The organism is Amycolatopsis sp. NPDC102389 (genome assembly GCF_044765885.1).
Taxonomy (GTDB): Bacteria; Actinomycetota; Actinomycetes; order Mycobacteriales; family Pseudonocardiaceae; genus Amycolatopsis.
On the sequence record NZ_JBIWKX010000076.1, the window covers coordinates 1 to 19,191 of the forward strand.

16 protein-coding genes are annotated in these 19,191 nt (G+C 69.5%); 4 read left to right on the plus strand and 12 right to left on the minus strand.

Features of this window, described 5'->3' with window-relative positions; all coding sequences use genetic code 11:
* Positions 1-106 precede the first annotated feature (106 nt).
* Genes ACIRGA_RS36655 through ACIRGA_RS36670 form a run of 4 tightly spaced genes read right to left on the minus strand, consistent with a single transcriptional unit; the run spans position 107 to position 3,938 of the window.
* The gene (locus ACIRGA_RS36655; RefSeq protein ID WP_219153396.1) at positions 107-859 is read right to left on the minus strand and encodes a succinate dehydrogenase/fumarate reductase iron-sulfur subunit; all 753 of its coding nucleotides are present in this window, start codon (positions 857-859) and stop codon (positions 107-109) included.
* On the minus strand, positions 856-2,772 hold the full coding sequence (locus tag ACIRGA_RS36660; RefSeq protein ID WP_400950497.1) for a fumarate reductase/succinate dehydrogenase flavoprotein subunit: 1,917 nt from the start codon (positions 2,770-2,772) through the stop codon (positions 856-858). Before ACIRGA_RS36660 ends, ACIRGA_RS36655 begins: the two co-directional genes overlap by 4 nt.
* A 51-nt stretch (positions 2,773-2,823) precedes the next feature.
* A complete protein-coding gene (locus tag ACIRGA_RS36665) occupies positions 2,824-3,654 on the minus strand; it encodes a hypothetical protein (RefSeq protein ID WP_400950500.1) in 831 nt (276 codons plus the stop codon).
* On the minus strand, positions 3,651-3,938 hold the full coding sequence (locus ACIRGA_RS36670) for a hypothetical protein (RefSeq protein WP_400950504.1): 288 nt from the start codon (positions 3,936-3,938) through the stop codon (positions 3,651-3,653). The genes ACIRGA_RS36665 and ACIRGA_RS36670 overlap by 4 nt, the downstream gene beginning before the upstream one ends.
* Before the next feature lie 263 nt (positions 3,939-4,201).
* Here ACIRGA_RS36670 and edd point away from each other — a divergent pair, with 263 nt between their 5' ends.
* Positions 4,202-6,091, plus strand: coding sequence for a phosphogluconate dehydratase (edd, locus tag ACIRGA_RS36675; RefSeq protein WP_400950510.1), 1,890 nt, complete (start codon positions 4,202-4,204; stop codon positions 6,089-6,091).
* Positions 6,088-6,708 (plus strand): bifunctional 4-hydroxy-2-oxoglutarate aldolase/2-dehydro-3-deoxy-phosphogluconate aldolase, encoded by a 621-nt coding sequence (gene eda, locus ACIRGA_RS36680; RefSeq protein ID WP_400950514.1) that lies wholly within the window; start codon positions 6,088-6,090, stop codon positions 6,706-6,708. Before edd ends, eda begins: the two co-directional genes overlap by 4 nt.
* A 46-nt stretch (positions 6,709-6,754) precedes the next feature.
* Here eda and ACIRGA_RS36685 read toward each other — a convergent pair whose 3' ends face one another.
* The 7 genes from ACIRGA_RS36685 to ACIRGA_RS36715 all read right to left on the minus strand — a co-directional run bounded on the left by ACIRGA_RS36685 (position 6,755) and on the right by ACIRGA_RS36715 (position 12,693).
* Entirely contained in the window at positions 6,755-7,192 is a 438-nt protein-coding gene (locus ACIRGA_RS36685) for a GNAT family N-acetyltransferase (RefSeq protein WP_400950517.1), read from the minus strand.
* 88 nt (positions 7,193-7,280) lie between these two features.
* Positions 7,281-7,721: an iron chaperone gene (locus ACIRGA_RS36690; RefSeq protein ID WP_400950520.1), complete on the minus strand. Its 441-nt coding sequence runs from the start codon at positions 7,719-7,721 to the stop codon at positions 7,281-7,283.
* 50 nt (positions 7,722-7,771) lie between these two features.
* On the minus strand, positions 7,772-8,395 hold the full coding sequence (locus ACIRGA_RS36695) for a glyoxalase (protein ID WP_400950525.1): 624 nt from the start codon (positions 8,393-8,395) through the stop codon (positions 7,772-7,774).
* Between the two features lie 239 nt (positions 8,396-8,634).
* The gene (locus ACIRGA_RS36700; protein WP_400950587.1) at positions 8,635-9,162 is read right to left on the minus strand and encodes a regulatory protein RecX; all 528 of its coding nucleotides are present in this window, start codon (positions 9,160-9,162) and stop codon (positions 8,635-8,637) included.
* A gap of 78 nt (positions 9,163-9,240) precedes the next feature.
* Positions 9,241-10,281: a recombinase RecA gene (gene recA / locus ACIRGA_RS36705; protein ID WP_020637646.1), complete on the minus strand. Its 1,041-nt coding sequence runs from the start codon at positions 10,279-10,281 to the stop codon at positions 9,241-9,243.
* Between the two features lie 206 nt (positions 10,282-10,487).
* Positions 10,488-10,682 carry a DUF3046 domain-containing protein gene (locus ACIRGA_RS36710; RefSeq protein ID WP_016332706.1) on the minus strand — a complete coding sequence of 65 codons (195 nt, stop codon included), beginning with the start codon at positions 10,680-10,682 and terminating at the stop codon, positions 10,488-10,490.
* Positions 10,683-10,788: 106 nt separating this feature from the next.
* On the minus strand, positions 10,789-12,693 hold the full coding sequence (locus ACIRGA_RS36715; RefSeq protein ID WP_400950531.1) for an Hsp70 family protein: 1,905 nt from the start codon (positions 12,691-12,693) through the stop codon (positions 10,789-10,791).
* 172 nt (positions 12,694-12,865) lie between these two features.
* On the opposite strand from ACIRGA_RS36715, the gene ACIRGA_RS36720 reads away from it, so the two are divergent.
* The gene (locus tag ACIRGA_RS36720) at positions 12,866-17,488 is read left to right on the plus strand and encodes an ATP-dependent helicase (protein WP_400950590.1); all 4,623 of its coding nucleotides are present in this window, start codon (positions 12,866-12,868) and stop codon (positions 17,486-17,488) included.
* Positions 17,489-17,525: 37 nt separating this feature from the next.
* Positions 17,526-18,026 carry a peptide deformylase gene (gene def, locus ACIRGA_RS36725; protein WP_037343240.1) on the plus strand — a complete coding sequence of 167 codons (501 nt, stop codon included), beginning with the start codon at positions 17,526-17,528 and terminating at the stop codon, positions 18,024-18,026.
* Between the two features lie 23 nt (positions 18,027-18,049).
* Here the strand turns inward: def and ACIRGA_RS36730 are convergent, their stop codons facing one another.
* On the minus strand, positions 18,050-19,135 hold the full coding sequence (locus tag ACIRGA_RS36730; RefSeq protein WP_400950535.1) for a GNAT family N-acetyltransferase: 1,086 nt from the start codon (positions 19,133-19,135) through the stop codon (positions 18,050-18,052).
* Positions 19,136-19,191: the final 56 nt, after the last annotated feature.

Sequence of the window (19,191 nt, forward strand, 5' to 3'; positions counted from 1 at the left end):
GCGGGTGGGGGTTATGTGGGCCACCGGCCTGGGCGCGGCCGCACCCTTTTTCGCGCGTTTGGGGCTTTTGGGTTTACACCCCCAACCGCCACTCACGACCTCATGACTACTTGTCCCGCCGGAACAGTTTGTTCCCCAGCCACACGATGGGGTCGTACTTCCGGTCGGCGACGCGTTCCTTCATCGGGATCAGCGCGTTGTCGGTGATGTGGATGCCCTCCGGGCACACGTCCGAACAGCATTTGGTGATGTTGCAGTACCCGAGCCCGTGCTCCTCCTGCGCCTCGTCACGCCGGTCGGCGACGTCGAGGGGATGCATTTCGAGTTCGGCGATCCGCATCAGGTACCGGGGCCCGGCGAAGGCCTCCTTGTTCTCCTCGTGGTCACGCACCACGTGGCAGGTGTTCTGGCACAGGAAGCATTCGATGCACTTGCGGAACTCCTGCGAGCGCTCGACGTCCACCTGCTGCATCCGGTACTCCCCCGGCTTGAGCTCCGGGGGCGGGGTGAACGACGGGATCTCGCGGGCCTTGGTGTAGTTGAACGACACGTCGGTCACCAGGTCGCGGATCACCGGGAACGTCCGCATCGGGGTCACGGTGATGACCTCGTCCTCGGTGAAGGTCGACATCCGCGTCATGCACAGCAGCCGCGGCTTGCCGTTGATCTCCGCCGAGCACGAGCCGCATTTGCCCGCCTTGCAGTTCCACCGCACCGCCAGATCCGAGGCCTGGGTGGCCTGCAACCGGTGGATGATGTCGAGGACGACCTCGCCCTCGTTGACCTCGACGCTGTAGTCCTTCAGCTCACCGGAGTCGGCGTCGCCGCGCCAGACCCGGAAACTCGCCTTGTAGCTCATGCCGGACTCCCGGGGTGCGAAGCCAGTTCTTCGTCGGTGTAGTACTTCCCCAGCTCGGCCAGTTCGAACAGCTCCAGCAGGTCCTGCCGCAACGGCGTCTGCGCCTTGACCTCGACGCCGATGTCGGGCACCACCGGGTTTTCGCCCGGCGTGGCCGAGCAGACCAGGAGTTTGTTGCGCCACTGGGCGTCCATGCCCGGATGGTCGTCCCGCGTGTGCCCGCCCCGGCTCTCGGTCCTGGTGAGCGCCGCCCTGGCGACGCATTCGCTGACCATCAGCATGTTCCGCAGATCGACGGCGAGATGCCAGCCCGGGTTGAACTGCCGGTGTCCTTCGACGGTGACCCGCTTGATCCGCTCGCGCAGTTCCCCGAGCTTCTCCAGCGCCCGCTCGATCTCCCCCGCCTTGCGGATGATGCCGACCAGGTCGTTCATCGACTGCTGCAGTTCGGTGTGCAGGCTGTACGGATTCTCCTCGACGCCGTCACCCGGTGGGTCGAACGGCGCGAGCGCCATCGCCGCGGCGGCGTCCACATCGGACTGACTGACCTTGGGGCGGTCCTTCAGTTCCGACACGTAGGACGCGGCGCCGAGTCCAGCCCGGCGGCCGAAGACGAGCAGATCCGAAAGCGAGTTGCCGCCGAGCCGGTTCGACCCGTGCATCCCGCCCGAGCACTCGCCGGCGGCGAACAGCCCCGGCACGCTCGACGACGCGGTGTCCGGATCGACCTCGATCCCGCCCATCACGTAATGACAGGTGGGGCCGACCTCCATCGGCTCCTTCGTGATGTCGACGTCGGCGAGTTCCTTGAACTGGTGGTACATCGACGGCAGCCGTTTGCGGATCTCCTCCGCGGGCAGCCTGCTGGCGATGTCGAGGAAGACCCCGCCGTGCGGCGATCCCCGGCCCGCCTTGACCTCGGAGTTGATCGCGCGCGCCACCTCGTCACGCGGCAGCAGATCCGGCGTGCGGCGGTTCTTCTCCTGGTCGGTGTACCAGCGGTCGGCTTCCTCTTCGCTGTCCGCGTACTGCCCCTTGAACACCTCGGGGACGTACTCGAACATGAACCGCTTGTCCTCGGTGTTCTTGAGGACCCCGCCGTCACCGCGAACGCCTTCGGTGACCAGGATCCCCTTCACACTCGGCGGCCAGACCATGCCCGTCGGGTGGAACTGGACGAATTCCATGTTGATGAGCGTCGCCCCGGCCCGCAGCGCGAGCGCGTGCCCGTCACCGGTGTACTCCCACGAGTTCGAGGTGACCTTGAACGATTTCCCGATGCCGCCGGTGGCCAGCACCACCGCCGGCGCCTCGAACAGGATGAACCGGCCGCTCTCACGCCAATACCCGAAGGCGCCGGAAATCCGGCCGTCCTCGGTCAGCAGCTCGGTGATCGTGCATTCGGCGAAGACCTTGATCCTCGCCTCGTAGTCGCCGGTCTCCTTGAAGTCCTCTTGTTGCAGCGAAACGATTTTCTGCTGCATCGTGCGGATCAGTTCGAGCCCGGTGCGGTCGCCGACGTGCGCCAGCCGCGGGTACGTGTGCCCGCCGAAGTTGCGCTGGCTGATCCGGCCGTCGGCGGTGCGGTCGAACAGGGCGCCGTAGGTCTCCAGTTCCCAGACCCGGTCCGGCGCCTCCTTGGCGTGGAGCTCGGCCATCCGCCAGTTGTTGAGGAACTTCCCGCCGCGCATGGTGTCGCGGAAGTGCACCTGCCAGTTGTCGTTCGAGTTCGCGTTGCCCATCGACGCCGCGCAGCCGCCTTCGGCCATCACCGTATGCGCCTTGCCGAAGAGCGATTTGCACACCACCGCGACGCTGAAACCGCGTTCGCGGGCTTCGATGACCGCGCGGAGACCGGCACCGCCGGCACCGATCACCACCACGTCGTAGTTGAGCCGTTCGACCTCGGTCATGAAAAGAGCCACCTCAAAACTTGTCGCCGGGGACGGGAGATTCCCGCGCCGCTAGTTGATGAACCGCAGATCCGAAATAGCGCCGCTCGCCACGAGCATCACGTAGAGGTCGGTCAGCACGAGCGTGCCGAGCGTCGTCCACGCCAGCGCCATGTGGCGGGTGTTGAGCTTCGTCACCTGGGTCCAGATCCAGTAGCGGACCGGATGTTTCGAGAAGTGCTTGAGCCTGCCGCCGGTCACGTGACGGCACGAGTGGCACGACAACGTGTAGGCCCACAACAGGATCACGTTGCCGGTCAGCACGATGTTGCCGAGCCCGAAACCGAACCCGCCGTCGATGCCGTGGAACGCGGTGATCGCGTCGTAGGTGTTGACCAGCGAGACGACCACGGCCACGTAGAAGAAGTAGCGGTGGGCGTTCTGGATGATCAGCGGCAGCCGCGTCTCACCGGTGTATTTCGCGTGCGGTTCGGCGACCGCGCAGGCGGGCGGCGAGAACCAGACGGCCCGGTAATAGGCCTTGCGGTAGTAGTAGCAGGTCAGCCGGAAGCCCAGCAGGAACGGCAGGACCAGGAAGCCGAGCGGGATGAAGCCCGGCAGTTCGCCGAACCAGGCCCCGAAATGCCGGGAGCCTTCGACGCAGGATTCCGAGACACAGGGCGAATAGAACGGCGTCAGGTAGTGGTATTCGGGCACCCAGTAGGCGGTGCGCACGAAGGACCTGATCGTCGCGTAGATGATGAAGGCGGAGAGGCCGAGGACGGTCAGCAGCGGGGACAGCCACCATCGGTCGGTGCGCAGCGTTTTTTCGGCGATCAGGGCCCGCGACGGTGCGCGGACCCCCGTGCCCCGTCCGGCCTCGTTGCCGGAGGGGGCGCTCACAGCTGGTCGCGCTTGTAGCCGCCGACGCCTTCGTCATCGGCGCCTTGCCAGAGCGCCGGGTCGTAGGGCGTATCGGGAACTTGGACACGATCGGCGGCCTTCGCCTGGGCGGGCACCGCGTTCGGGGTCGTGTCGAGGTCGGTCGCGTCGATGTCGAGCCGCTCGACGTCGTTCGCCAGGCGCCGTACCGCCGAGGCGTCGCCGTATCGGGAACGCAGCGCGCCGACGCACTGCCTCAACTGACCGATGGCTCGCCGAAGCTCGGCGATCTCTGTGGTGGACATCGGTACCTCCCGATGGTCGGTTCGGTTGGCCGCTTGAGCCTCGAAGGCCGGCGATTCCTCGCCGTCTCGACTCTGCCGCGCGTTGTGCAATGTGACAAGTAGCACAGTGGAACCTAATGACGTGACGGAGGTCACGCGAGTCGATCTTCTGTATCGATTTTGATTCGGGCTTTCCCCTGGGTTACTGTGGCCACTGTCACGACCCAGCGACGTCAGCGTTGCCGTCCCGCGGACCACCACGACCAGTGATCCGGAGCCGGACAATGAGCACCGCCCCGAACGTCCACCCCATCATCGCCGAAGTCACCGCGCGCGTCGCCGCCCGCAGCGCCGAAACCCGCGCCGCGTACCTCGAGCGCGTCGCCGCCTCTCACGAAGAAGGGCCGGTGCGGCGCGGCCTCGACTGCAGCAACCTCGCCCACGGGTTCGCCGCGATGGAAGGTGTCGACAAAGCGGCACTGCGCGCCGTGCGGGCGCCGGGCGTCGCGATCGTCTCGTCCTACAACGACATGCTTTCGGCGCACCAGCCGATGCAGGAGTACCCCGCGATGCTGAAGGGCTCCGTCCGGCAGGCGGGCGGGGTCGCCCAGTTCGCCGGCGGCGTGCCCGCGATGTGCGACGGCGTCACCCAGGGGCGTCCGGGGATGGAACTTTCGCTGTTCAGCCGCGAGGTGATCGCGATGTCGACCGCGATCGCGCTGTCGCACGACATGTTCGACGCGGCGCTGCTGCTCGGCGTCTGCGACAAGATCGTGCCCGGCCTGCTGATCGGGGCGCTGTCCTTCGGGCACCTCCCGGCGATCCTGGTACCCGCCGGGCCGATGAACTCCGGCCTGCCGAACAAGGAGAAGGCGCGCGTGCGCCAGCTCTACGCCGAGGGCAAGGCGACCCGCGAAGACCTGCTGGACGCCGAAGCGGCTTCGTACCACTCGGCGGGGACGTGCACCTTCTACGGCACGGCCAACTCGAACCAGATGGTCGTCGAGGTGATGGGCCTGCACCTGCCGGGAGCCAGCTTCGTGCAGCCGAACTCGCCGCTGCGGAAGGCACTCACCGAAGAGGCCGGACGTCGCGTGGTGAAGCTTTCGCGAGGCGAGGAGTACACCCCGGTCTCGCGCGTGATCGACGAGAAAGCCGTCGTCAACGGTGTCATCGCGCTGCTCGCCACGGGCGGCTCGACCAACCACACGATGCACCTCGTCGCGATCGCCGCCGCCGCGGGCATCCAGCTGACCTGGGACGACTTCTCCGATCTGTCGTCGGTGATCCCGCTGCTGGCCCGCGTGTACCCGAACGGCAGCGCGGACATCAACCACTTCCACGCCGCCGGGGGCATCCAGTTCCTGGTCGGCACGCTGCTCGACGCGGGCCTGCTGCACGAAGACGTCCAGACCGTCGCCGGCCCCGGTCTGCACCGCTACCGGCAGGAGCCCATCCTGTCGGAGGGCGAGCTGGTCTGGCGTGATGTCCCGACGCGCAGCCTCGACGAGGACGTGCTGCGTCCCGTGTGGCGACCGTTCGCCTCCGACGGCGGGCTTCGGATGGTCGCGGGCAACCTCGGCCGCGCGGTGATCAAGGTGTCCGCGGTGGCACCGGAGCACCGGATCGTCCAGGCCCCGGCGCGGGTGTTCACCGACCAGAAGTCCTTCAAGGACGCTTTCGCGGCCGGCGAGCTGGACCGCGACGTCGTCGTGGTCATCCGGCAGCAGGGCCCTCGGGCCAACGGGATGCCGGAACTGCACGGCCTCACCCCGGCGCTGGGGGTGCTGATGGACCGCGGGCACCAGGTGGCGTTGCTCACCGACGGCCGGATGTCGGGCGCGTCCGGCAAGATCCCGGCCGCGATCCAGGTGACCCCGGAAGCCGCCGCGGGCGGCCCGATCGCGCGGATCGCCGACGGCGACGTCGTCCGTCTCGACGCCAAGGCGGGGACGCTCGACGTGCTCGTGGGTGACGAAGAACTCGCCCGTCGTGAACTGGTGGAGTCCCCGCCTTCGGAGGCATCCTGGACCGGCACCGGCCGGGAGCTGTTCGCGGCGCTGCGCCGCGCGGTCGGCCCCGCCGATCAGGGCGCGAGCGTGTTCGGACCGCTCACGCCGGAACACTTCGGCGCTCCGGCGCACACGTTGACCCCTGTGGAGGTAACCCAGTGACCACCGGCGCCGACCTGCTCGGCCTGTCCCCCGTGATGCCCGTCGTCGTGCTCGACGACGCCGCCGACGCCGTGCCCACCGCGCGGGCCCTGCTCGCGGGCGGGATCGGCGTGATCGAGCTGACCCTGCGCACCCCGGCGGCACTCGCCTCCATCGAGCGGATCGCCGCGGAGGTCCCGGAGATCGTCATCGGCGCCGGGACGGTCACCGCGCCCGAGCACGCCAAGCAGGCCGCCGACGCCGGCGCGAAGTTCCTGGTGACCCCGGGCTGCACGGACTCCGTGCTGGACGCCGCGTTCGACACCGGGCTGCCGTTCCTGCCGGGCGCGAGCACGGTGTCCGAGGCGATGCGGCTGGCCGAACGCGGGCTGACCGCGCTGAAGTTCTTCCCCGCCGAGGCCAGTGGCGGCGTGGCGTACCTCAAGTCGATCGGCGGGCCGCTGCCCGGGCTGAAGTTCTGCCCGACCGGCGGGATCACCGTGAAGACCGCGCCGGACTACCTCGCACTGTCCAATGTGGGCTGCATCGGTGGTTCGTGGCTGACGCCGAAGGATGCCTTGGCGGCCAAGGACTTCGGGAAGATCGAGGCATTCGCGGCCGAGGCCTCGAAGCTCTGATCTTTCCGGTGAGGGCCACTCGTGTGACGGGTGGCCCTCACTGCTTTCAGAGCGGGAGCTGGTACAGCATGAAACCTCGATCGACCGCGACCTGGTCGTACAGACGGCGTGCGGTGGCATTGGTTCGCTGGGTGTGCCAGTAAATCCGGTTGCACTCGCGGACGCGTGCCCACTCCGCGACCGCTTCGATCAGCGCCCGTGCGACACCTTTCCCGCGCGCTTCCGGTGCGGTGAACAGGTCTTGCAGATAACAGACATCGGTGAGCGCGGAAGTACTGGGATGCACCAGGAAATGCGTGATCCCGACGAGCTCGCCGCCCACTCGGGCACCGAGCGCGTGTATCCGTTCCCCTGAGCGGAATTCGCGCCACGCGCGGTCGTAAACCTCTTGGGGCTCAACACGTTCATAGAAGGCGATGTACGCGCGGAACAGGTTTTCCCACGCTTCGCGATCTTCGGATTTCAACGGCTCGACGGTGATCATGTGGTCCTCCCGGTGATCACCCGAGCCTAGGGTTTCGCCGCCGCCCCGCGTGTGGCCACTCACGCGGTAAAGCGGGCTGCCACTCCGGTCAGCTGACGGCTTGCTTCACCAGGTTCGCGATGCGCTCCTCCACCTCGGGGGTGACTTCGGTCAGCGCGAAGGCGGTCGCCCACATCGCGCCGTCGTCCAGCCGAGCGGCGTCGTTGAAGCCGAGCGTCGCGTACCGCGTCTTGAACTTGGCCGCGGGCTGGAAGAAGCAGACGAGCTTTCCGTCCAGCGCGTACGCGGGCTGGCCGTACCAGAGCTTCGGCGCGAGCATCGGCGCGTTCGCCTTCACGACGTCGTGGACCAGCTCGGCCAGCGCGCGGTCTTCATCGGACATCTCGGCGATCTTCGCGATCACGTCCTGCTCCGCCGCCGCCGCTTTGTCGGCGGCCGAGCTGCGGCGCGCGGCCTTCTTCATGTCCTGGGCGTGTTCCTTCATCGCGGCCTTCTCTTCGGCCGTGAATCCTTCGTACGTGGTGGTCATGACGGTTTCTCCTTGGTAGGCGGCGAGCGGGGGCATCCGGAAGTGGCACATCAGGACTGGGCGGCGAGCGCCGAGGTCTCCCAGACGAACCCGTCCAGGTCGGTGAACGGGGCGGCGCCGCAGATCGCGATGCGGTGCGAGCCGGTGCCCTCGGGGGCCACGCCGGCGTCCTTGGCCAAGGCCTTGCGCTTGTACAGCGCCAGCTTCATGGGGCTCGAACCGGCTTCGAACTCGACGTACACGCGGCCGAAGCTCTTCCCCACGGCGAGGCCGTGCTCGACGTAGAACTTCTTGCTCGCGGCGACGTCGGCGACACCCAGCAGGAGCACGATGTCGTCGAATTCGCGGGTGGCCGGTCCGGTGTTCTTCTTCGCCGAGGTGGCGATCTTCCAGATCGCGCCGTCCGGCGCCTGGACGGTTCCGCCGTAACCCCACATCGACTTCGCGGCGGGCTTGATCACGGTCGCCCCGGCGGCGACCGCGGCGTCGATGAGCGCGTCGGCGTTGGCGGGCTGGGACACCGTGAGGGAAAGGGTGTAGCCGCGGAAGCCGGTGGACGGCTCCTGCGAAGCCCGCAGGCGCAGCTCGGAGCCGAGCCCGAAGGCGGTGGTGTAGAAGCGTTCGGCGGCCTCGGTGTCGGCCACTTCGAGGGTGATGGCGTCGATGAAGTTCATGCCGGTAACGCTATTTCCGGGCGGCCCTCCGGCGCTTCTCGATTCCTGATCGGTCTTATCGGCGCTGGTCAGCGCCTCGCTAGAGGGAGGTCGGGGGTGGGGGGGGGGGGGGGGGGGGGGGGGGGGGGGGTTCGGCCCCCCCCCCCCCCCCCCCCCCCCCCCCCCACCAGCCGGAACGCAAAACACCGGCCGCCGGGCAAGGGGCCCGCACGGCCGGTGAGCGGCTCTGGTGATGAAGGTCAGTCGAGGGTGGCGTCGTCCAGCAGTGCCGACTCGGCGCCGAACTCGCGGAGTTCGTCGCGGATCACGGTGTAGGCCAGCCCTTGGGGATAGCCCTTGCGGGCGAGGAAGCCCAGCAGGCGACGGATCGCCGTCTGCTCGTCGACGTTGCCCAAGGAGCGCATGCGCTTCCGTACCAGCTCTCGGGCGCGCTGCTCCTCTGCCTCTCGGTCCACCTCTTCGGCGGCCTGGACGGCGATATCCCCATCGATTCCTTTGCGTTTGAGTTCGGCTACGAGGGCGTTCCGTGCCAGGCCCATGTTGGCATGACGGGAACGCACCCACATCTCGGCGAACTCGGCGTCGTTGATGAGCCCTGCCTGGTCCAGCTTACCGAGCAGGGTCTCCGTCGTCTCCTCGTCGAAGCCCTTGCGCTTGAGGGCCTGACGCAGTTCGTCCGTGGAACGCGGGCGCGCGGCCAGGAGATCGAAGCAGATCTCCTTGGCCTTCTTCCTCCGCTCGTCCGGCGGCAGCTCCGCCGGATCCACTTTGGGCGCACGCATTCAGCTCTCACTCCAGTCGAAACGGTCGATCAGTGACTTCACCCTGGCGGGGCTTGGAGGAACTCAGAAGTCGACCGGCGCGGGGGCGGCTTCGGCGTCGACAACGGCACCGATGCCGAGCTTCTCCTTGATGCGCTTTTCGATCTCGTTGGCGATGTCCGGGTTGTCCAGCAGGAACTTGCGGGCGTTCTCCTTGCCCTGGCCCAGCTGGTCGCCCTCGTAGGTGTACCAGGCGCCGGACTTGCGCAGGATGCCCTGGTCGACACCCATGTCGATCAACGAACCCTCGCGGGAGACACCCTTGCCGTAGAGGATGTCGAACTCCGCCTGCTTGAAGGGCGGCGCGACCTTGTTCTTCACGACCTTGACGCGGGTGCGGTTACCGACGGGCTCGCCGCCGTCCTTCAGGGTCTCGATCCGGCGGACGTCCAGGCGGACCGACGCGTAGAACTTCAGCGCCTTACCACCGGTCGTCGTCTCCGGGGAGCCGAACATGACGCCGATCTTCTCGCGCAGCTGGTTGATGAAGATCGCGGTGGTGCCGGAGTTGTTCATCGCACCGGTCATCTTCCGCAGCGCCTGGCTCATCAGCCGGGCCTGCAGGCCGACGTGGTTGTCACCCATCTCGCCCTCGATCTCGGCGCGCGGCACGAGCGCGGCGACCGAGTCGATGACCAGGATGTCGAGCGCGCCGGAACGGATCAGCATGTCCGCGATCTCGAGCGCCTGCTCACCGGTGTCGGGCTGGGAGACCAGCAGCGCGTCGGTGTCGACGCCGAGCTTCTTGGCGTACTCCGGGTCCAGCGCGTGCTCCGCGTCGATGAACGCGGCGATGCCGCCGTTCTTCTGCGCGTTGGCGACCGCGTGCAGTGCGACGGTGGTCTTACCGGAGGACTCCGGACCGTAGATCTCGATGACCCGGCCGCGAGGCAGGCCGCCGATCCCGAGCGCGACGTCGAGCGCGATGGCACCGGTGGGAATGACGGCGATCGGGGCACGGCCCTCTTCGCCCAGGCGCATGACCGAGCCCTTGCCGTACTGCTTGTCGATCTGGGCGAGGGCCAGTTCGAGCGCCTTGTCCTTGTCGGGTGCTGCTGGTGCCATGGAGTCCACCTCGTTGGTTGAGCCGGGTAGGGCTTGTTCAGTTCTGAGCTGTCGGGTCCGACGCTACGGGCGACCACCGACAATTCCAGGCCTCGCGCCCAAGCTGTGGATCGCTGACCCCGTTGTGGACAACACCCTAGACGAACGTGTGTTCGAGGCCGTCGCCGACACGCCGTTGCGCTAGAGTTCTTGCCCGTTCTTCGAGGTCAACGCCGCTCGGGCGGGATCTCGAAGGCGTCGCAGACCGCCCGCCAGACGTCCTTGGCCGAGGTTCCCGCGTCGAGGGCCTGTTCGACGGTCCGGCCCCCGAGCTCGCCGAAGACGTGATCCCTGGAGAGGGTTTCCGCACGTCCGGGACCGAATTCGTCGGCCATCAACCGCCGGAAGACCGTGATACGCATCGGTCGGAGTCTAGCCCGCTCCCCGGTCAAGTCCGTGAAGGCCTCCTTGAGGGACTCTGGGTCCCTCAAGGAGGCCTTCACGGACTTGAGCATCACGGAAAGAGGGCTATTCGCCCGGCTGGACGCTCTTCTCGAAGTAGTCGGCCAGTTCGCCCGGCGTCGGGTTCTGTCCTTCGGCCGGGACCTGGTAGATGAAGCCGACCAGCGGCCGGTCGGTCACGGTGAACACCAGCACGGCGGCGTTCCGCCCGGCGGCCGAGGAGTACTGGCCTTCCAGCGCGTTGCCCGCCCATTTGGCCTCGGTGCGGTCACCACCGGCCGCTTTGAGCAGTCCGTCGGTGTAGGCCTTGAGCTTGTCCGCCGAATCGCTCTGCAGGTAGGTCACCTGGGTCCCGGCGCGGCCCGGGGCGGAGCAGGTCGACGTCACGCCGAGGTCTTCCGCCGGTTTCGCCGGCCCGTTGCCCATCCCGGGTTTGCAGTCGCCGGTGTCGGCGATCTTCCCGGCGAGCTGGCGCAGGCAGCCGGTGAGGCCCTTGTCGTCGGCCGCGCCGGGCGCCTTGCACTCGTCGGCCGTGTAGGTCGTCGCCGACGAGGACGTCAGGAAGTAGATGAGCCCGGCGGCGAGCAGCACGACGACGGCCACGATGGCGCCGATGACGAGCGGCTTCTTCTTGCTCGCGGGCGCCTTCTCGGCGGCGGTGGTCTGCCCGGCGAGGGAGTACGTCGGGAAGTTCGTCGGCGCGGGCTGCTGCGCCTGCTGCGGGCCACTGTTCGGGTAACCCGACTGGGGGAAACCACCGGACTGGCCGGGGCCCCCGCCCGAGTAGCCGGGGATCGCCGCGACCTGCTGCGGCGGCGCGTACGGGCCCGAAACGCCGGGATGTGCCCCGGTTCCCGCCGCGACCTGCCCTTCGACGCCTTGCGTGCGCGAGCTGATGCCGTCGGAAGCGACGTGCTGGGCGCCGAGCGCGACCGCGGTTTCCGGCTGGTCGAGGCTGCCGGGGACGACGCCGAGCTTCTCCGCGATCAGGCTGCCGACCAGCGGGAGACGGCTCGAACCGCCGACGAGGTAGATACCGGCGAGCCGGTCCGGGGTCATCCCGGCCGAGCGGACCACTCGCGCCATCAGCTCGACACTGCGCAGCATCGACGGCCGCACCAGCGCTTCGAGTTCGCCTCGCGTGACGAGGACGTCTTCGAACGGCTCCGGCATCGGGACCTCGGTCTGCGGGTGCCGCGAGAGGGCTTCCTTCGCCGCCTTCACGTCCTCCTGCAGCGCGCGCCGCGTACGACGGTCCGGAGTGGACTCGGGCCGCAGGACCCGCTGCCAGCGCTGGGGATCCTTGTGCGAGACCTCGCGGCCGACGTGCACCAGCAGCGCCTGGTCGACGTCGAGGCCTCCGAGGTCGGGAAGGCCGTCTTCGGCGACGACGGTGAAGCCGCCGTTCGGGGTCGCGCCGACGATCGCGACGTCGAAGGTGCCGGCGCCGAGGTCGTACACGGCGAGCGCCTGGCCCGGCGCGAGCGTCTTGCCGGGGAACGACGCGAAGTGCGCGGCCGCGGCGACCGGCTCGGGGACGAGCACGAGGTTTCCGCCCATCCCGGCGAGCCGGGCGGCGGACAGCAGCACGTTGCGGCGGGTCGGGCCCCATTGCGCGGGGTGGGTGAGCCGGACCTCGTCGGGCAGGTCCCCGCCGAGCTGGCGGGTGGTCTCGTCGAGGACGCGGCGCAGGATCGCGGCCAGCACCTCGCTGACCGGGATGACGTCGGTGCCGAGCAGGAGCGTCTGCTCGTCGATGCGGCGTTTGGGGTTGGGCTCGAAGCGGGTCGGGTCGAGCCGGGCCCGGCGTTCGGCGTCGCGGCCGACCATGATCGTGCCGTCCTCGGTGGCGAACACCGCGGACGGCATGTTGGCCGAACCGTCGACCTCGACCACCCGCGGCGGCCTCCCGTGCGCCGACAGAACGGCCACGGTGTTGGACGTCCCGAGGTCCACCGACAGGATCCGCACAGCTCATACCCCTTCAACAGACGAACGGCGACCGCCCCAGCACTGATCCGGTCGCGCTGGCGGTGATGCTCCCATGAGCGCGGTCACCGCACGTGCGGAACCCGCCGATCTCGTCCCGACCGGGTGCCTCGTCACAGCCCTCGGAGCGAAACTGTCGGTGGTCCGGCGCACTATGGAGGGCGTGGCAGACGTACTCGACCTCTTCTCCCCCGCGACCAGGGACTGGTTCACCGGGGCCTTCGCCGCGCCCACCCGCGCGCAGGAAGGGGCGTGGCGTGCCGCGCACGCGGGGGAACACGCGCTGGTCGTGGCCCCCACCGGCTCCGGCAAGACGCTGTCGGCGTTCCTCTGGGCGCTGGACAGGCTGTCGGTCGAGCCGCCGCCGTCCGAGCCGCGGAAACGCTGCCGCGTCCTCTACGTCTCGCCGCTGAAGGCGCTGGCGGTCGACGTCCAGCGCAACCTGCGGGCGCCGCTGGCGGGTATCTCGCAGGCCTCGCGACGGCTGGGGCTGCCGGTGCCGGACATCGGCGTCGGCATGCGGACGGGTGACACCACCGCCGCCGAGCGGCGCTCGTTCGGCAAGACCCCGCCGGACGTGCTGGTGACCACGCCGGAGTCGCTGTTCCTGATCCTCACCTCCTCCGCCCGCGATTCGCTGCGCGGCGTGGAGACGGTGATCATCGACGAGGTCCACGCGGTCGCGGGCGGCAAACGCGGCGCGCATCTGGCCTTGTCTCTGGAGCGGCTCGACGCGTTGCTGGAGCGGCCCGCCCAGCGGATCGGGCTGTCGGCGACCGTCCGGCCGATCGACGAGGTCGCCTCGTTCCTGGCGGGCGGCAGGCCGGTCACCATCGTCCAGCCGAAGCTCGCGAAGACGATCGAGGTCCGCGTCGAGGTCCCGGTAGAGGACATGTCCAATCTCGACGGTCCTCAAGGGCCGAAGCAGAACGAAGACCTCGACGCGGGCCTCGCCCGGCTCCCCGGCTCGCTCGAGGACATCGACGGCGCACCGCGGCGGCCGTCGATCTGGCCCGCCGTGGAGGAGCGGGTCCTCGAACTGATCCAGGCACACCGGTCGACGATCGTGTTCGCCAACTCGCGGCGGCTCACCGAGCGGATGACGGCCCGGCTCAACGAACTCGTGGCGGCACAGGCCGAACTGGAGCCGGATCAGCGGTATCCGGCCGAGGCGATCGGCCAGTCCGGGCTGACCACCGGCGCGGCGCCGGTGATCGCGCGGGCGCACCACGGCTCGATGTCGCGCGAGCAGCGCACGCATGTGGAAGAGGAGCTCAAGTCCGGGCGGCTGGCGTGCGTCGTGGCGACGTCCTCCTTGGAACTGGGCATCGACATGGGCGCGGTCGATCTCGTCGTGCAGATCGAGGCGCCGCCGACGGTCGCTTCGGGGCTGCAGCGGGTCGGCCGGGCCGGGCACCAGGTGGGCGCGGTGTCGAGCGGGGTGATGTTCCCGAAGTTCCGCGGCGACCTCGTCTCCTGCGCGGTGGTGGCGGAACGGATGGCGTCCGGGGCGATCGAGGCGGTGCGGTATCCGCGGAACCCGCTGGACGTGCTCGCCCAGCAGGTCGTGGCGATGGTGGCGCTCGAATCGTGGACGGTCGACGAGCTGGCCGCCCTGGCCCGCCGCGCGGCGCCGTTCGCGTCCCTGCCGGACGACGCCTTGCTGGCCGTGCTCGACATGCTCGCCGGCCGGTATCCCAGCGAGGAGTTCGGTGAGCTGCGCGCCCGGATCACCTGGGACAGGGTCAGCGGCGAACTGCACGGCCGTCCGGGTTCGCAGCGGCTGGCGGTGACCTCCGGCGGCACGATCCCCGACCGCGGCCTGTTCACCGTGATGACGCCGGGCGCCGACGACAAACCGGGGTCGCGCGTGGGCGAGCTCGACGAGGAGATGGTCTACGAGTCCCGCGTCGGGGACACGATCCTGCTCGGCACCTCCTCCTGGCGGGTCACCGACATCACCCACGACCGCGTGATCGTGGTCCCCGCGCCGGGTGAGCCCGCCCGGATGCCGTTCTGGAAGGGCGACGCCCCCGGCCGTCCGCTGGAACTGGGGCGGGCGCTGGGCGCGTTCGTCCGCGAACTGTCCACTTCGGAGCCTTCGGTGGCCAGGGAACGCGCCGCCGTCGCCGGGCTGGACGCGTACGCGTGCGACAACCTGCTGGCGTATCTGGAAGAGCAGAAGTCCGCCACCCGGCATGTGCCGAACGACAAAACCGTGCTGCTGGAACGGTTTCGCGACGAGCTGGGTGACTGGCGGGTCATCCTGCACTCGCCGTTCGGCGCTCAGGTCAACGCTCCGTGGGCGCTCGCGATCGCGGCCCGGCTGCGGGAGAACCGCGGGGTCGACGCCCAGGTGGCGCATTCCGACGACGGCATCGTGCTGCGGCTGCCCGAAGCCTTGGACTCCGAGGGCTCGGAAATCACCATCGGCGTCGAGGACGTGCTGCTCGATCCGGAAGAGGTCGAGCAGCTGATCGTCGCCGAGGTCGGCGGCTCCGCGCTGTTCGCCGCGCGGTTCCGGGAATGCGCGGCGCGGTCGCTGCTGCTCCCCCGCCGGGATCCGCGCCGTCGCACGCCGTTGTGGCAGCAGCGGCAGCGCGCGTCGCAGCTGCTTTCGGTCGCGGCCAAGTACGAGCGGTTCCCCGTGGTGCTGGAAGCGATGCGGGAAGTCCTTCAGGACGTGTACGACGTCGGCGGGCTGCGCGAGCTGATGGCCGACGTCCGGTCCCGGAAGGTGAAGCTGGTCGAGGTCGAGACACCGTCCGCGTCCCCGTTCGCGCGCAGCCTGCTCTTCGGCTACGTCGGGATGTTCCTTTACGAGACCGACGCCCCGCTCGCGGAACGGCGCGCGGCGGCGCTGGCGCTGGATTCGACGCTGCTGGCCGAACTGCTCGGCACCGAGGCGATCCGGGAACTGCTGGACGCCGAGGTCGTCGCCGAAGTCGAGCGCTCCCTGCAACGGCTCGACCCGGACAGGCACGCCCGCAACGTCGAGGACGCCGCGGATCTGTTGCGGTTCCTCGGCGATCTCTCGATCGAGGAGGCCGCCGCGCGCGGTATCCAGCGGGAGTGGCTGGAGGAGCTGGAATCCGCGCGGCGGGTGCTCCGGGTCCGCATCGGTGGCGGCGAGCGCTTCATCGCCATCGAGGACGCGGGCCGGGTGCGGGACGCGCTGGGCACCGCTCTGCCCGTCGGCGTGCCGGAAGCGTTCACCGAACCGGTCGAGGATCCGGTCGGAGACCTGCTTTCGCGCTATTCGCGCAGCCGCGGCCCGTTCAGCGCCCGCCAGGCCGCCGAGCGGTTCGGGCTCGGGACTGCCGTGGTCACCGGCGTGCTGGACAGGCTGACCGCGCAGGGCAGGCTGGTCCGGGGCGAGCTGAGCCCGGTCGGGCATCCGGAGACCCACGGCGTCGGCATCGAGTTCTGCGACGCGTCGGTGCTGCGCAGGCTCCGGCGGGCGTCGCTGGCCCGGCTGCGGGCCGAGGTCGAGCCGGTCGAACCCGCGGCGCTGGGCCGGTTCCTGCCGTCGTGGCACGGCATCGGCGCACGGGTGCGGTCGGCGCCGACCGCGGACGACGTGCTTTCCGTGGTCGAGCAGCTGGCCGGTGCCCCGCTGCCGGCGAGCGCGGTCGAGTCCCTGATCCTGCCCAGCAGGCTGCCCGGCTACACCCCGTCGCTGCTGGACGAGCTCACCACGGCGGGCGAAGTCACCTGGTGTGGTTGCGGTTCGCTGTCCGGCGGGGACGGCTGGCTGGCGCTCGCGCCCACGGACGTCGCCGATCTGCTGTTGCCGGACCTCGACGACGACCTGCCCTCAGGCCCGCTCCACGAAGCCATTCTGTCCACTTTGGAGGGTGGGGCGCAGTTCTTCCGCCAGCTCGTGGACCGGGCGTCGCCGTTGGTCGAGACCCCGCCCAACGACGGCGAAGTCGTGGCGGCGCTGTGGGATCTCGTCTGGGCCGGGCTGGTCACCGGGGACACGCTGGGCCCGCTGCGGGCGCAGGTCTCCGGTTCCGGCGCGGCGCACAAACCACGGCGGCAAGCTCCTCGCGGCCGGTACGCGCGGCTGCGGGCCGGGCGTCCGGCGATGCCTTCGCGCACCGGGCCGCCAGCGGTCGCGGGACGCTGGGCCCTGACCCCCGATCGCGAACCGGATCCGACCAGGCGAGCGCACGCGCGGACCGAGGCGTTCCTGGAGCGGCACGGCGTCCTCACCCGCGGAGCTCTCGACACCGAACGCGTGACGGGCGGTTTTTCCGGGATCTACAAGGTTTTGCGCGGTATGGAGGATTCGGGCCAGGTCGTCCGGGGGTATGTGGTCGAAGGCCTCGGCGCGGCGCAGTTCGCGGCGAAGGGGGCCGTCGACAGGCTGCGCGCGCAGTCCGGGAACCAGCGCACGACCACCGAAGGCGCCGTCGTGCTCGCCGCCGCCGACCCGGCCCAGCCCTACGGTGCCGCGTTGCCGTGGCCCGCCGCGACGGGCGACACGAAGCACCGTCCGGCAAGGAAAGCGGGCGCGCTGGCCGTGCTCGTGGACGGTGTCCCGGCGATGTACGTGGAGCGAGGCGGCCGGTCGCTGCTGAGCTTCACCGAGGATCAGGAAACGCTGCGGTCGGCCGCGCGGGCCCTGTCCACGGCGGTACGGGAGGGCTGGCTCGGGCAGCTCGCGGTGCAGAAGGCCGACGGCGAGGTGGCGCTCACCTCGGAGCTTTCGGCCGTCCTCCAGGAGGCGGGTTTCCGGGCGACTCCCAAGGGGCTGCGCCTGCGGGCCTAGAATCACCGCTCAGACCTGCGGAGAAGGACGTTCGAACATGGTGATGCGCGACCTGCGCTATTTCGGGGATCCCGTGCTCAAGACCGTATGCGACCCGGTCACGACATTCGACAAGAAGATCGAGTCGCTGGTGACCGATCTGATGGACGGGGTGAAACCGGCCGGGCGCGCGGGGCTCGCGGCACCGCAGATCGGGGTCGGGCTGAGGGTGTTCAGCTACGACGTCGGCGGGCTGAGCGGGTACGTGATCAACCCCGAGATCGTCGAACTGTCCGAAGAGACCCACGAGATCGGCGAGGGCTGCCTGTCAGTGCCGGAGCTGTGGTTCCCGGTCGTCCGCGCGAAGCACGCCGTGGTGCGCGGTGTCGACCTGCGCAACGAGCCCGTCGAGGTCGAAGGGGTCGACGTGCTCGCCCAGTGCCTGCAGCACGAGACCGATCACCTCGACGGGAAGCTGTACCTGGAGCGGCTCACTCCCGAACGCAAGAAGCGAGCGCTGGGCGAGGCCCGCGGCAAAGACTGGTTCTGGAACCGGTAACCCGGACTACCGCATTCAGAGGACTAAACGCGGGGGTCGGGAAGCGTGAAGCGCAGGGTGCCGGAGTCGTCGGTGACGCGTTCGGGGCGGAGTCCCACGCGGACGGCGGTGCGGTAGAGGGAGTCGTCGCCGGGCAGGCAGACGGCGGCGAGTTCGCGCTCCCCCTTGGCCAGGGCGAGCGTGGCGAGCCGGGCCAGTAAAGCCGTCCCGATGCCCTGGCGCTGCCAGGAATCCTCGACCAGGAGCGAGACTTCGGCCGCGCCGCCGTCGGCCGACGGGATCAGCTGGCCGAGGCCGATCACGTCGCGGCCGCAGACCGCGAGCAGGCTGATCCCGCGCGGCGGCATCAGGAGCCGGTGCAGCCAGCGACGCGGCACGGCGCGCATTCCGGTGTGATAGCGGTGGAAGAGCGTGGTCATCGAGCATCTCTGGTGGAGCGCGGACACCGCTTCCGCGTCACCGGGAACGCCCTTGCGCAGGACGACCGCGGCGCCGTCGGTCCGGTCGAGCACGATCGGACCGGTCACGTTGTCACGGACGGCGGCGATCAGGCCGGTCAGCGCGACGGCACGGCTCAGCTCCAGTTCGACGAACGGCGACCACCGGCGGCGCGCGACGAACGCGGCACCGTCCCCGGCGGGGAACACCGCCCGGTGCCCGCCTTCCGTGCGGGCCGGGTTCGACTCGATCGACGGGACCTTCGTGACGACGTCGGCCGCCAGGACACCGCGGAGCACCTCCGCGAGGCCACCGGGTTCCTCGACGGCTCGCTTGGCCGCGGTGAGCGTCGCGGTGGCCGGGTCGACCAGTTCCGCCAGATCCGCGTCGACGACGGCGGAGCATTCGCAGCCTTCGTCTCGGATCGCATCGACGAGCAGTTGCCGCGGCAGCCCGGTGGCAGGCCGCAGGACGATCTCGTCGAGCACGCCGCCGGGCACCGGGAGCACCGACAGCGCGAGGATGTTGCACTCGAGGTCGGCCAGCCGGATCGCGATCCTGGCCAGGGTGCCGGGCCGGTCGTCCACGCGGATCCGGACACGCCAGGCCGACGCGGCCGTCGCCTCTTCGCCGGGCTGGACCAAGGTGGGCCGGACTCGATAGGTCTCCATGACCTCAACGGTCCCGGCCGGTTGTTGCCTGCCCACGGCGCGGGTGTTTCGCTCAG

Coding starts and splice junctions, on each gene's coding strand:
- ACIRGA_RS36655 (WP_219153396.1), bottom strand. CDS start 859: ATGAGCTACAAGGCGAGTTTCCGGGTCTGGCGCGGCGACGCCGACTCC.
- ACIRGA_RS36660 (WP_400950497.1), bottom strand. CDS start 2,772: ATGACCGAGGTCGAACGGCTCAACTACGACGTGGTGGTGATCGGTGCC.
- ACIRGA_RS36670 (WP_400950504.1), bottom strand. CDS start 3,938: ATGTCCACCACAGAGATCGCCGAGCTTCGGCGAGCCATCGGTCAGTTG.
- edd (WP_400950510.1), top strand. CDS start 4,202: ATGAGCACCGCCCCGAACGTCCACCCCATCATCGCCGAAGTCACCGCG.
- ACIRGA_RS36685 (WP_400950517.1), bottom strand. CDS start 7,192: ATGATCACCGTCGAGCCGTTGAAATCCGAAGATCGCGAAGCGTGGGAA.
- ACIRGA_RS36690 (WP_400950520.1), bottom strand. CDS start 7,721: ATGACCACCACGTACGAAGGATTCACGGCCGAAGAGAAGGCCGCGATG.
- ACIRGA_RS36695 (WP_400950525.1), bottom strand. CDS start 8,395: ATGAACTTCATCGACGCCATCACCCTCGAAGTGGCCGACACCGAGGCC.
- recA (WP_020637646.1), bottom strand. CDS start 10,281: ATGGCACCAGCAGCACCCGACAAGGACAAGGCGCTCGAACTGGCCCTC.
- ACIRGA_RS36710 (WP_016332706.1), bottom strand. CDS start 10,682: ATGCGTATCACGGTCTTCCGGCGGTTGATGGCCGACGAATTCGGTCCC.
- ACIRGA_RS36720 (WP_400950590.1), top strand. CDS start 12,866: ATGGAGGGCGTGGCAGACGTACTCGACCTCTTCTCCCCCGCGACCAGG.
- def (WP_037343240.1), top strand. CDS start 17,526: ATGGTGATGCGCGACCTGCGCTATTTCGGGGATCCCGTGCTCAAGACC.
- ACIRGA_RS36730 (WP_400950535.1), bottom strand. CDS start 19,135: ATGGAGACCTATCGAGTCCGGCCCACCTTGGTCCAGCCCGGCGAAGAG.